This window comes from Paenibacillus sp. OK076, assembly GCF_900110055.1.
GTDB lineage: Bacteria > Bacillota > Bacilli > Paenibacillales > Paenibacillaceae > Paenibacillus.
In genome coordinates this window covers 2,344,330-2,357,178 of record NZ_FOCH01000001.1, presented here as the reverse complement: position 1 = coordinate 2,357,178, position 12,849 = coordinate 2,344,330, and the positions used below count along the sequence as shown (strand labels likewise).

The 12,849-nt window shown below is 42.3% G+C and carries 14 protein-coding genes; 3 read left to right on the top strand and 11 right to left on the bottom strand.

Annotation, left to right across the window (positions count from 1 at the left end; translation table 11 throughout):
* Positions 1 to 177 precede the first annotated feature (177 nt).
* Positions 178 to 1,293 carry a GntR family transcriptional regulator gene (locus BMY78_RS10550; protein WP_090897770.1) on the top strand — a complete coding sequence of 372 codons (1,116 nt, stop codon included), beginning with the start codon at positions 178 to 180 and terminating at the stop codon, positions 1,291 to 1,293.
* 133 nt (positions 1,294 to 1,426) lie between these two features.
* On the opposite strand, the gene BMY78_RS10545 is transcribed toward BMY78_RS10550, so the two are convergent.
* Positions 1,427 to 2,341, bottom strand: coding sequence for a poly(ethylene terephthalate) hydrolase family protein (locus BMY78_RS10545; RefSeq protein ID WP_177185700.1), 915 nt, complete (start codon positions 2,339 to 2,341; stop codon positions 1,427 to 1,429).
* 280 nt (positions 2,342 to 2,621) lie between these two features.
* Here BMY78_RS10545 and BMY78_RS10540 point away from each other — a divergent pair, with 280 nt between their 5' ends.
* Positions 2,622 to 3,203: a TetR/AcrR family transcriptional regulator gene (locus tag BMY78_RS10540; protein WP_090897767.1), complete on the top strand. Its 582-nt coding sequence runs from the start codon at positions 2,622 to 2,624 to the stop codon at positions 3,201 to 3,203.
* Between the two features lie 24 nt (positions 3,204 to 3,227).
* Positions 3,228 to 3,854 (top strand): HXXEE domain-containing protein, encoded by a 627-nt coding sequence (locus BMY78_RS10535; RefSeq protein ID WP_090897765.1) that lies wholly within the window; start codon positions 3,228 to 3,230, stop codon positions 3,852 to 3,854.
* 202 nt (positions 3,855 to 4,056) lie between these two features.
* Here the strand turns inward: BMY78_RS10535 and BMY78_RS10530 are convergent, their stop codons facing one another.
* The 10 genes from BMY78_RS10530 to BMY78_RS10485 form a co-directional block, all read right to left on the bottom strand.
* Positions 4,057 to 5,037, bottom strand: a complete 981-nt coding sequence (locus BMY78_RS10530; RefSeq protein WP_090897762.1) for an SDR family NAD(P)-dependent oxidoreductase — start codon at positions 5,035 to 5,037, stop codon at positions 4,057 to 4,059.
* A gap of 179 nt (positions 5,038 to 5,216) precedes the next feature.
* On the bottom strand, positions 5,217 to 6,440 hold the full coding sequence (locus BMY78_RS10525; protein ID WP_090897759.1) for an RNA polymerase sigma factor: 1,224 nt from the start codon (positions 6,438 to 6,440) through the stop codon (positions 5,217 to 5,219).
* A gap of 202 nt (positions 6,441 to 6,642) precedes the next feature.
* Positions 6,643 to 8,049: an outer membrane protein assembly factor BamB family protein gene (locus BMY78_RS10520; RefSeq protein WP_090897756.1), complete on the bottom strand. Its 1,407-nt coding sequence runs from the start codon at positions 8,047 to 8,049 to the stop codon at positions 6,643 to 6,645.
* A 182-nt stretch (positions 8,050 to 8,231) separates the two neighbouring features.
* Positions 8,232 to 8,780, bottom strand: a complete 549-nt coding sequence (locus BMY78_RS10515) for an NADPH-dependent FMN reductase (protein WP_090902294.1) — start codon at positions 8,778 to 8,780, stop codon at positions 8,232 to 8,234.
* 4 nt (positions 8,781 to 8,784) lie between these two features.
* A complete protein-coding gene (locus tag BMY78_RS10510) occupies positions 8,785 to 9,246 on the bottom strand; it encodes an Rrf2 family transcriptional regulator (RefSeq protein WP_090897753.1) in 462 nt (153 codons plus the stop codon).
* Positions 9,247 to 9,252: 6 nt separating this feature from the next.
* Entirely contained in the window at positions 9,253 to 10,143 is an 891-nt protein-coding gene (murB, locus tag BMY78_RS10505) for a UDP-N-acetylmuramate dehydrogenase (protein ID WP_090897751.1), read from the bottom strand.
* Positions 10,144 to 10,256: 113 nt separating this feature from the next.
* Positions 10,257 to 10,613, bottom strand: coding sequence for a HesB/IscA family protein (locus BMY78_RS10500; RefSeq protein WP_090897748.1), 357 nt, complete (start codon positions 10,611 to 10,613; stop codon positions 10,257 to 10,259).
* Between the two features lie 44 nt (positions 10,614 to 10,657).
* Positions 10,658 to 10,996: a hypothetical protein gene (locus BMY78_RS10495; protein ID WP_090897745.1), complete on the bottom strand. Its 339-nt coding sequence runs from the start codon at positions 10,994 to 10,996 to the stop codon at positions 10,658 to 10,660.
* Between the two features lie 53 nt (positions 10,997 to 11,049).
* A complete protein-coding gene (locus tag BMY78_RS10490) occupies positions 11,050 to 11,355 on the bottom strand; it encodes a winged helix-turn-helix transcriptional regulator (protein ID WP_090897742.1) in 306 nt (101 codons plus the stop codon).
* A 33-nt stretch (positions 11,356 to 11,388) separates the two neighbouring features.
* Entirely contained in the window at positions 11,389 to 12,792 is a 1,404-nt protein-coding gene (locus tag BMY78_RS10485) for an MFS transporter (protein ID WP_090897739.1), read from the bottom strand.
* Positions 12,793 to 12,849 lie beyond the last annotated feature (57 nt).

The window sequence follows — 12,849 nt, the reverse complement described above, 5'->3', positions numbered from 1 at the left end:
ACAACTTAATGAGGTTCAGTCCTAACAAATTGTTTATTTATAAGGTTTTTTCATCATATTTGTTCGTAATTTTAATCTTTTTGTCTTACATACTTGTTATTGATTTTTAACACTTGTATATGTTGTATTAATATAATATATTTAGAACGAACTAATAGTGAATGGAGATAAAATGCGATGGTGAGAACCTTCAAGCCAATGTACAAGAAAATCGAAACATATATCATTGACCAGATTCGAAGCGGAAATTGGAAACCGGGCAGCCGAATTCCTTCCGAAAATGAACTGGCTGAACAATTCAGTGTGAGCCGTATCACGGTGAAAAATGCCCTCACTGCTCTGGTCGATAAAGAAGTGGTCTACCGACTTCAAGGCAAAGGCACCTTTGTTAACGATCACAGCCCCGAGGAGATTCATAACATCACTTCAGCAGTGAAAGAGCAGCTCACAGCACCAACAATCGGGTTCCTTCTCCCCCGTCTCGACAATCGGTTTACCGCCAATCTGCTGAGTGGAATTGAAGACATCCTTTCAGAGAATGGCTATCAATTGTTATTTGCCAAAACCAATGATTCACAAGAGACGGAGATTCTCAAAATCCAGGAAATGAAACAGGCAGGCGTCCGAGGACTAATTATCTATCCCGTTGAGGGTGAGCACTATAACAATGAGATTCTTGCGCTTACGCTAAATCGCTTTCCGCTTGTCCTTCTGGACCGTAATCTAAAAGGGGTTGAGACCAACTCCATCAGCTCGGACAACCATGAGGCAGCTATTCAGGCGGTTAAGCATCTTCATGAGCTTGGGCACAGGCGAATTGGCTTTATTTCCACTCTTGCTGAGGGGACATCAAGTATTGAGGACAGATTGCATGGGTATGAGAAAGCCTTGGAGGACCGTCATATTCTGATTGATCGCAGTATACAGATGACACGTCTGGCCATGAGTGACAGCGATGAAGAGGTTATCATGATGATTCAGAAGTTCTTACAGGCAAATTCGCAAATGACGGCCCTTCTATCCTCCAATTTCAGCCCTCATGTTATTCAAGCGGCGATGCAGATGGGAATCTCTGTACCTGAAGATTTATCTGTCGTGTTCTTCGATGATGTCGAATTTCCTGAGTTTTGTATCATTCCTCCCACGGCTGTTGTCCAGCAGGAACTTGAACTCGGACGAGAAGCGGGCAGAGTCATTCTGAAACAAGTGGAGAATCCAAGCAGTGAGTATCTTCAGGTTAAGTTACCAACGATGCTTATTCCCAGACAGTCAACAGCAAAGGCGAAATCATAGTTACCGTTATTTGGATTCAAAAAGGATTCCTTTACTGAAAACGTTTATAGTAATCCAATGAATGAGAGTATTACGAATTACGAAGAAGGACCCTTCCATTTCAGAAGGGTCCTTCGAGCTGTGTGAACCATGACTATTGTAAATTTGCGGAAGTAACATCCTTCCAATGTTTATTCGTTCCTATTTCAGCATGCTTTCCAACAAAGGCCGTTTTTGCGTCCGAATCATTCATTAATTGATATCTCATCCAAGCTGTCAGATAACCTCTATGCTGCCCGCCATCCTGCTCTATCGCTGTATGTGCTGCGCCTTTAGCCATGGCCATTAAGACCGGAAGATCCGGATTGGTATTCTCAAACGCCAATTTGTTGGAATCTGACGGGGAGATGATGAAATCTCGGGTTCCCCCTATAACAAAAAATGGCACCTTCAGCGCTGATGTATCATACACATCCTCTGGATCACAATATTTCAGATCAGGCAGAGCAATCGAAACTACCGTTTTGATGAGATCCCCGTTCTCAAAATTGGTATGAGCGTTAATCACACCTGTTGATCCCTGGGAATGCCCTGCCGCACCGACCTGATCTTTTTGAATCCTGTGATAAAACGGACTGACTGTCACTTCATTTTCATTGAGCATATATTCTATCGCGGCCATAATTTCTTTTCCTGTACCCGTGGTTTGGCTATATGTATCGATGACAATAAATCCCCAACTGGCCAGGTGTCTTAACAACTGATCATAATTGTCAGGTAATGCCCCCGTTCCGTTGCCCCAAGCGATGACCGGGTGCAAGACATCCGTTGATTGCGGAGAATAAACCCTGTAGAGCTTCTCGCCTTGTTTGTCCTTGATCTCCAGCGTATCTACCTCGTACGTGCCGGGCAGAGCATATTTTTCTTCAACACTTCCGGCTTCAAAAGCAGCCGATACCGAATTTACGAGGAAGAAGGATAGTACGCAAAATGCAGCGATCAAAATACCGACAACACCCGTTATCCATAGAAACCACTTGCTCCGAATTACTCTTTTCACTTGTGGCATACAATCTCCTCTCACATTAAAGCAGTATACGTACGTAAAACATACCACAGGTATAGCGCTTTTTGTTTAGAGATATTTTTGTTACATCAACCTTTTCGCATTTCATAATAGAACACCCACGAAAAAATGAACATGCCTTAACGAAAGGCTTCGCTATGATGTTTCTTAGTTAATGGTCAATAATCCAAATGTATGACTTGCAATATTAGGAAATCGTGCTAATATAAATTTAAACACTGTTTAAAACATCGTTTAAATGACTTTATTGGAGGTTTTACATATGGAACCAGACAAGAAAAGTGAAACAAAAGAAAAGATTATGCAGGCCACACTGGAGTTCACCAAACAAAGTGGATTTGAAGGCATCACCATTCGGAAAATTGCCGAAGCCTCTGGCACAAATGTATCCCTAGTTAATTATTACTTCGGCTCCAAAGAATATCTGATCAGTGAATCTATTAAAATGATTCTGAGCAGCTTTCAGCATACCTTTGCTATACTCGATGAATTATCCATCCCCGCCCGAGATCGATTAAAGCAATTCTTAATGGATTATTTACAAGTCATCCGTGAATATCCCGAATTATTATCCAGAATTATTCTTATGGGTTCAGCAGATTTCTCATCTCAACAGGAGTACGGCTCATTTTTAAATTTAATGGGGTTCCCCAAAGTTCAAAATACATTAAAAGAGATCACTGGAGAACAACAACCGGAAAGACTGACCACAATGATGACACAAATTTTTGGGGCGCTTTTTCTCCCCGCACTTATGAGCCCTATTCTGGAAAAAGGTGCTTCTGTGAAGATTGCTCCTATAGATGCACAAATAGACTTGCTCTTTGAAAAATACTTTCATTAAAAAATAATGATGGAGGTGATTCAGTTGAACATGTTAAGAAAACATTGGCAGGACTTGGGATTGATCATTGCATTCCTTGTATGTATTTATCTCATCTTGGATTGGGGAACACTTCCGCGCATTAACAGCATTTTGTGGTTAAGCTTTATTGCCATACTCCTGCACCAATTTGAAGAATATCGATGGCCGGGTTACTTTGCAGGCTTGTTTAATAAAGTTTTGTTCCAAAGTAAGACACCTGAAAGATATCCGTTAAATCAGCAGTCAGCCATGATTATTAATCTGATTATCGCCTATGTGTTTTATTTACCGCCCGTATTCTTCTCTTCCGTTGTATGGTTGGGTTTGGCCCCTATATTAATGGGATTTTTTCAGATTATCTGGCATGGCATCTTCGCCAATATAAAGGCAAAAAGTATATATAATCCCGGATTATTTTCAGCGATATTTCTGCATTTGCCAATTGGAATCTGGTACATTAAAAGTGCCTATGAACAGAATATGTTAACACCAGTAAATTGGATGTGGAGCACCATTTATTTTGTTGTAGCTGTCTATGTTTTAATTGTTAAAGGCAATATGTGGCTGAGAAACAAAAACTCTGTTCATCCTTTTTCACAGAAACAATTAGGATCTTATACTGAAAAATAAATCTATGACTTCAAATATAAATAAACGCATTGAGTCCATGGACTCGATGCGTTTTACATTTCTCTTTTGAAATGATTAAGTTTCTAAATCTTGAACTTTATTATAAAACATTTTTTACACAGGATGCTGTTCACGAAGGGCATTTCCAACACAAAAAAAGCCGCCATTTCAGGCGACTTTCCTCGTGAACAGAAAACAGATCTTAAGAGATTGGTAAATCCGTTTGAGTCAACTGGGCGGAAACTTCCCATAGACGACGGGCTTGCTCAGGATCGATAGCATAGTCCTTGACTCCAAAGAAGGCTCCATCCGCAGGAGCTGGCTCACTGATGTCACAATCCTCGCAATACACGCCACCTTTTCCCTCAAGTTGCGGAGATGTCGCTGCCCATACTTGCGTTGCTGCCCCTTGCTCTGGCGTTTTAAAGTTTGGATTGGCAACTTGACCAGACTCATCAATCCAGCCCAATGCGATCATTTCCTCTTTCGGCATATGTCGTTGCAGCGGCGTCAGAATTCCACCCGGATGTACAGAGAATGCACGCACTCCCTGATCTGCACCACGTCTATCCAGTTCAACGCTAAACAAAATGGTTGCTGTTTTGGACTGTCCATATGCAGGAAACTTTTCATAGCCGTTCTCAAACTGCATATCGTCCCAGCGAATGGGTGAGAAATGATGCCCTGTTGATGCAACGGATACAACCCGTGCTCCTCCATGGCTGACAAGTGAAGGCCATAATAAGTTAGTTAGTGTGAAATGTCCAAGATGGTTCGTAGCAAATTGTGCTTCCCAGCCCGGCCCTACGCGAGTCTCTGGACAAGCCATAATCCCCGCATTCAGGATCAACATGTCGATACTCCGGTGGCTTGCCAGAAAACGATCGGCAAAAGCACGGACACTGGTGAGATCTGCGAGGTCCATTTCATCGATCTCTACACCAGCTAGTCCTGCAAGAGCCTCTTTGGCGATGGCTGGCCGACGTGCGGTTACAACAACCTTGGCTCCAGCACGAACGAGTGCACGTGTAGTCTCCAGACCCAATCCGGAATATCCACCCGTGACGATGGCAAGTTTTCCGGATAGATCCGTGTTACTCAATACTTCCTCAGCTGTTGTGCGATGGTTGAATCCGGAACCGATTTTATGTTGTAAGGTTTTTGACTTGTTATCCTGGTTCATCAAAATAATCTCCTTCCAGATGTGTCTTCCTCAAGTTTACAGCTTAGAGTGTACTCTAAGTCAAATATGAACGAATTCCTCTACCTCAATGCTCCAAGACTTTACGAATACAAAAAAAGCCCGATTTATCACCGAGCCTATAAACAAAAGTATAAGGTTGTATTTCTATTATATTTCTATTATATTTCTATATACTTCACCCATTGCTCATACAGTTCAGTCTCACTACATTGAAAGATCCCTTCAAAATCTTGAGGATTACGAATCAGTTTGTTTAATGCCTCTATCCCGTATCGCTCAACCACAAATTCCACCATCATATAAGAGAACTGAAAACCTTTCATTGTTTCAAAATCCCACGTATCGTTATTTAATTCATCAAAAGATGGAATCGACTGGTTACGAATATTATCTTCCGTTGATCCTTTAATGAAATCTTGGGACATCTGTTTAGCTTCATATCCCCCAATGCCCTGTCTGATCCATTTCGGAGCTGCAGGATTAATATCGCTGATTAGCCACATGGAGAACAAGTGGACTGTGCCTTTCAGAATGGATTGATACGTATGCTCCGGTCCCGGCTCCAATGGAGAGACAATTTTCAGAGTACGCCCTTCATATGTGCCCATAAACCAATTCGGAGCATCTGTTTCGCCGACAGCTTGATGGAACGTTGGCAGATCAGGATAAATTTCAATAACTACCTTTTGTGATGGATGATGTTTATATTTGGTCGACACTCGTTCAACACTATTGTTGAGCTCATCGAACAAATCTTGATGCACTTTCTTCGTACGATCATTCGTATCTTGGTTTTCACCTTTATTTACAATGGAAATCAGGTCTTGAATAGACATGATGGCAATATCCCCCCACTCTTTCAGTTCTTTTCTTAATTTCTCCAAAGCCCGGTACAATCTGTTCTTTACTGCACTTTCCCGTCGTCCAACAATCTTGGATATTTCGGGCAAGGTGCAGTCAACGAAAAAGCGTAATGCAATAATTTCCTGATCAATCTCATCCAGCTTTTGTAACGCAGAGCCAATATCAATGCGAATATCAACATGTTTCGTAAATTCAAGAGAGATCGATTGCGATTCATAATCTGTAAAATCATAAGGAGATTCTTTTTGTCGCGATAACCTGCGATATTCGTTCTTCACCGTGTTCTGAGCAATCTTAAAGATCCAGGTGAATAGATTAGAGCTTCCTTTAAAACTGTGAATATTTTCGACCGCTTTCAAAAACACCTGTTGGGTCAAATCATCTGCAACCAATGGATTCAATTTCAGTGAGAAGTATTTGCTGATTCTCTGACGATATTGCTCATACGTGTTCTCAAAGATGGCGATGCTTTCCTGTTCATCCGGATAAACAGGTTTCGTGTCATGAGCTCCTGACATGGTGGGGAACCTCCTCTTGATTTACATTTAATTAGACACCGGAGGAAGCAAAAAAGCCACGCATGAGAAAAAATTATTTTTGGCTATTTCACCTCTTTAGTATGAATTCTGTTTTTTTGAGATAAAAAATAAACAAAGGCAGCCGATCGCAGACCCGCTACCTTTGTTCTTTTCTTTTATGAAAACACAACTCAGCCTTTGCTTATCTCAGCGATGCGGGCAGCTTTACACCGAGGAGTTTACCCTCCGCCTGTATTATGATCATACCATCTGTCTTCAGCGTCGCTTCGTGTAAATCTGCCCCGGTGGTTACCCGAAAGACGGGTGTAGCAGTCAACATATTAATCCCGAACATTGTTCCGTTACGCTGCGTCCGGTACATTCCTTTGCCGTACACGCTAATTTGAGCAACAGGGGCGTCGCCATACCACTTGATTTCCTGTCCATTCACCAGCTTGATACCCGCTAGTTCTCCCGTTGTTTCATTTTTGTATATCAGCCTTTCCTGCACGATACCAAGCGACAGCCCGTTTTCTTTATAAAAAGGGCGCGGATAAGTCCGAAGAGGATCCGCATTAGCTGTATATTTGTCAAAGTTGTATTCCGCCACCCGATCTCCTTGTTCAATGTATACCTTTCCATTGCTTGCAAATACACTCCCATACCCATAGTCATACGGTGGATCACCATTCATTTTCCAGTTATATTCAAGGCTCCCCTTTTGTACGCCAGTCTTGAGGTTATAGGCATTCACACTCACTTTACGTTCCGGTTTTGATTGATATTCTGTCAGTTTGGAAGAATGATAATCAACCGAATACACGAGACCGTCTTTAATTTGAAGTGCTTCTCCTTGACCGAAATCGTCCCATAACTTTTTGCCTGTCTTCTTGTCATATGCATTTAGTTGAATGGACGTAAGTGCCCCCTGTACATAAAAGGTTCGAAGCACAACGCCATTAGATTCCTCCAGGTAGTCGGTACCGTTTCCTTCACCAAGCGGCTCGTCAGCCCTCCACTTCAGCTTGCCCGTCTTCATATCAAATGCAAATGTTGTACTGCCTTGGATAATATAAAGCGTATCGCCCGTTGGAACTAACATTTCTGTACGATATCGTGTATCGATCCAGGTGGATGAGCCTGATTGCCAAATTGCTTTTCCTGTCTTCGCGTTCAAAGCATAAGGCTTATGCTCCCCAGTAAGACCGTAAATGACGTTATTATGATAAACAACATAGGGTTTTAATCCTTTTCCGTATGACCATAGCCGTTTGCCTGTCTTTGCATCCAATGAGATCAGTTTGCTATCAGCGAAAGTGAATACCTTACCCTCTTCTGCTACTGCCTGATGACCAATATAAGGTTCGTTCATATTCAAATAATTGTCCACCTTTGCAGTCCAGGAAGGCTTAAGTTCTGGTACCGAAATCCCCATGTAGGAATACCAGTTGCGTACCGAAACATCAGGTGCGTCTGCATGTGCTTGAGACAGAATAACGGCGTTCCCCCCCAGAGCAAGAAGCCCCACAGCTGTAAAGCTTGCGACGATACATCGGAATAGTTGACCTTTCAAATTCGTAAACGGTCGATTCTTTTTCGTTTTGAGCATAATACCCTCCATTGTAATAGTTTCTACATTAGTTACCTTAATAGATGTGTATTTCTTGAGAGAGTTATCGTATCTATAATCTTTATGAATATAACGCATTGAATTGCTTAAGAGTTACACTCGTGTTAAACGATTCAAATTGATTTCAAAACAAAAAAGCCGCCAAATTGGCGACTCCTTGTTCAGCAGGATGAAGCTTTTAATTGAATCTGCATAAAGATCAATTCCTCAGCCAATTTTTCCAGCCGACTCAGGGCTTCAATATCTTTAATGTTATTCTCAGCATCAAAATGATCACTATTCAGATATACATAGCTTGGGGCGACATAGGAGCGAAAAAAGCCGGCAATCGGTTTTAATTGATTTTCCACAACCAAATAATGCTGATAGGTGCCCCCGGTTGCTATGAAACCCATCACTTTATTGTAAATGCTCTGCACAGGCAGAAGGTCGAATACATTTTTCAGTACACCTGTCAGAGAGGATTGATAAATGGGTGTGCCGATCACGTAAAAGTCGGCATCAATCATTTTTTGGACCACCGACTGGGTGTGTTCATTATAATCCTCCAACTTGCGACCATCGCAAAATTCAATCTCTCTATAATCTCTTAAATCTATGAGTTCCACTTCAACTTCGGGATGATTATTTTTAACGAATTGGAGTACAGCATCCACACCCACTGGTGTCTTTGATCCAATCAGTGACCCGGACAATCCGATTAATTTCACGACATTAACCTCCAATGATTTCTTCTTCATCATCAAACGACTCCACGGTTTCCAACGCACATTCCTTCATCACATGAAGCATGCTGCCTAGGGTGATTTTTTCTAACTGCTGCATTAACTGTTGTTCACTTTCTATGAAAATGCTTGCGAGCTGTATATCTACCTCGGTTGTTAAATTCCCTTTTGTCATCATGGATGGTTTGGGAATCTGAAGCGGTTTGGAAGATACCAGGGTGTACACATCTTTCAAGGTTATCTCATACGGATCTTTGGACAACACATAACCACCTTCAATACCTTCCTTTGCCTTAACATATCCCACTTTTTTGATCGAGCTAAGGACTCGGCGTATCCTCGCCGGGTTCACCCGAATCCTTTCAGAGATCTGAGTACTGGTTAGCTTCTCATTTTCATGTGAACTAAGGAGAACCAGAATATAGATGACAACACTTAGCTCACTGTTCATAGCAGCCTACTCTCCCAAAATAATGACTTCCGTCTCCAATTCAATATTAAATTGGTCACGTACTGTTTTTTTAATTAATTTGATTAATTCCAAATAATCATCAGCAGTGGCGTCATCTGCATTAATGATAAAACCAGCATGCTTCTTGGAAATTTCCGCCCCCCCAATGCGAGTGCCTTGTAAATTGCATTCTTGAATGAGTTTTCCAACATAATGTCCCTCAGGGCGTTTGAATACACTTCCGCAAGAGGGGAATTCAAGGGGTTGTTTGGATTCCCGTTTAAACGTTAAATCCTGCATGGTACTGGAGATGATATCCTTGTTCCCTGGTTTAAGCTTAAATTCGACTTCAAGTATGATGTATTGATCCGCTCGGAAGATACTGTTTCGATAACCAAGCTGCATGTCATCTCGGACCATGTTAAGCAACTCTCCATTTTTAGTAACCACCAGCGCTCGCTCAACGACCTCATCCATCTGACCACCGTAAGCTCCCGCATTCATATATAAAGCGCCACCTGTACTTCCGGGTATTCCACATGCAAACTCCAGACCCGTTAAGCTGTTATCCAAAGCAGTACGTGACACATCAATAATGTTGGAACCACTCTGTGCGACAATCTTGTCTCCACAGACTTTAATCTGATCGAATTGGCTCAAAGAAAGCGTTATTCCGCGCACGCCCTGATCTTTGATGATGACATTTGATCCTTTTCCAATAACCGTCAGCGGTATTTGATGTTTTTTTGCAATGTTAACCGTGTTAACAATTTCTTCTTTCGTTGTAGGTTGGATAAGTATGTCTGCTTTACCACCCAGTTTTATATACGTGTGGTCTTTTAATGGCTCGTTCCATTTCAATTTTTCCAAAGGTATGTGGTTTTCAAAAATATTCATGACATTCTCTCCCTGAGTTGAAAAGACATGATTGCACGATCGGCGAATAAAAAGCTCCTTCATTGTATGTTTAATATGAGATATTGGTTGAAAATATGCCGTCATCCTGACAATTAATCACATTTTTTGACCTCACCACGGTAATTTGCCATTCGGAAACTGGCCCCGCATCCACATGAAACTTTTGCATTAGGGTTATTCATGGTGAATCCCCCTAACATTCCACTCTCTTCGTAATCAATCTCAAGCCCTTCAATATATGGAACCGTATTGGTGTGAACCAATATACGAAATAGACCTTTATCTAATATGATATCCCCTTCTGCTTGCTGTTCATCTACGATAAGGGTATAGGATAGACCACTGCATCCACCCTCATCCACACCGACTCGGAGGAAAGAATCTTGGGTATCCGCACTTGCCAGGATTTCAACGATTTTTTCTTCTGCTGCTTCACTGACTTGAATCATTGTTATACCTCCCTGGAGCGTATTTTTGGCTAACCTATTGTTTTTCAAACGCAGCCCATTAAAATCTTAATGATTTCTTCAGGACTCGTATATGCATTAAAATAACGACAACCTATTGATTGCAGATGGATAGGAATATCCATAAGTTCCAGAGACCCGCTATACAATATCACTCGATATTTCTCGGGAAATTGTTCTATAAGCAGCTTGATATTCTCCAGATTCATATCTACGATGATCACAGAATTATCCGGAAGATGATCCATGTTACCGATCACATCACGAGTAGCGTCCAGTACATGTAACGACGGCTCGGTTTGAATCAACAAACTTAAACTTTTAACAATGTGATGCGTATCGGATAGGATTAACACATGGTTCATTCAGAAAACCTCCGGATAAAATGATGATCGCAAATGCAGGATATTCCTTTGCGCTAATTCATATTTGTAGTAAACCAGTCCATCAAACAGGGTATGAAAGCAGCTAGAGCGGCCCCTTTGGGTGTAAGTTCATACATGATCTGTATGGGATGTGTCAGGGCTGTTCTCTTTACCAACTGATCATCCTGAAGACCTTTCAATCGTTTGGATAGGATCGCTTCTGAGATGGAAGGCACATTTTCGTAAATCTCGCTGAATTTCTTAGGACCTTGCGAAAGAGTACATAGGATATGGATCGTCCATTTCGTCCCGATAATACGATAGGCTGTGAAAAGTTTCTCGGTATCCGAAGTCAACATCGCATGAACACACCTTCCTTGGCTTACCCCCGTTTATTTGTTTTTCCAGCCTAACAATTGCAGCCCGGTTCTTACTTGTTCTGTTACTTGTGTAATCCGAGTACTGGCAATCAAGCTCAAGACAATCAACACCAGATGAAAACCCATCGTTACGATTAATCCAGATTGCAATGACATCCCCCCAGCTTGACACACCACCAGGATGGAACCGCCGATCCCGATGACTACGCCCGGTGTAAACGAATCTGCAAATTGCAGATTTGCCGAAGTTTTACCAACGCCGCCCTCTCCTGTTTGGGAAAACGCCACAACACCGCTAATCGGATGTGCTAATCCAATGCCTATTCCAGCTATGATCTGGCCTATAACCGCTACGGTAACGGTCACCACAGGAACCCAAAATACGATGGTAATTCCAATGGCAAGCAGCAGTACACCCAGAATAATTCGTGTATGACGTCCTCGGCCCTGATCTGCTGAGTCCCAACGCCCTTGCAAATAAGCAATGACACACCAGCTCAGTGCAGCACTTGCTACAATTAAACCGGCCTGAGAAGGTGTAATGCCTTTCACCTCAATTAAAGCCAATACCAAGAAATTTTGTGTACTGGTATAAGCAGCGAAGAACAGTCCACGCGTAGCGAGTATAGCGGGCATACCTCTTCGCAAAGCAAGCGTTCCTTCCGGCAGCAGTTTGCGCAGTGGGTATACCATCAGTACTCCCCCGATAAGGACGATAACAAATCCAATAATTGACGGAAGCTTGCCAAGTCCCACTAATAAAGTCCCCGTACCTATCGTTAATAGCAGCGCCATCCATGTAGCGGCAGATCCTTGCTCCCCTTTTGCTGGCTGTGATTTTAATTTCGTAAACGCAGGTAAGCTAAGGAGTGCTGAAATCAACAGGATCGGCAGGATCCCCCAGAACACAAAACGCCATGACCACAAATCTGCAATAAGCCCTGCAACATATGGACCAAGCATGGACGGAAGAACGTAGGCCGTACCGAATGCTCCCAGTATCTTGGCACGTAATTCATCAGGATAACTTAAGGAAATGGCCGTGTACACGCAAGTCATCATAGCTCCGGCACCCAAACCCTGCATGGCACGTGACGCGATCATGGTATACATATCTCCTGCCATTGCGGCTGCGACCAGCCCGACAATAAACAAAAGAAGTGCGAGCGTAAATGGTACTGCGGGTCCCCTCCTATCAATAATCCTTCCAACAACCAAGGTGCCGATAATCTGTGCAAGCAGATATGTACTGAATATCCAGCCAAACAGGTTAAGACCGTTCAGGTCTCCAGCAATGGAAGGAGCAATCGTCGTTACTGACAAACCTTCAAATCCAACAGCCATCACTGACAATATAATTCCTATCGATAATGCAAAATAACGCGGACTGAAAATACTTTGAGAATGGGACGACATGATATGTGACCTCCAAGAGATTTTTATGTATACACCGTATCCGGATACTTAGTAAAC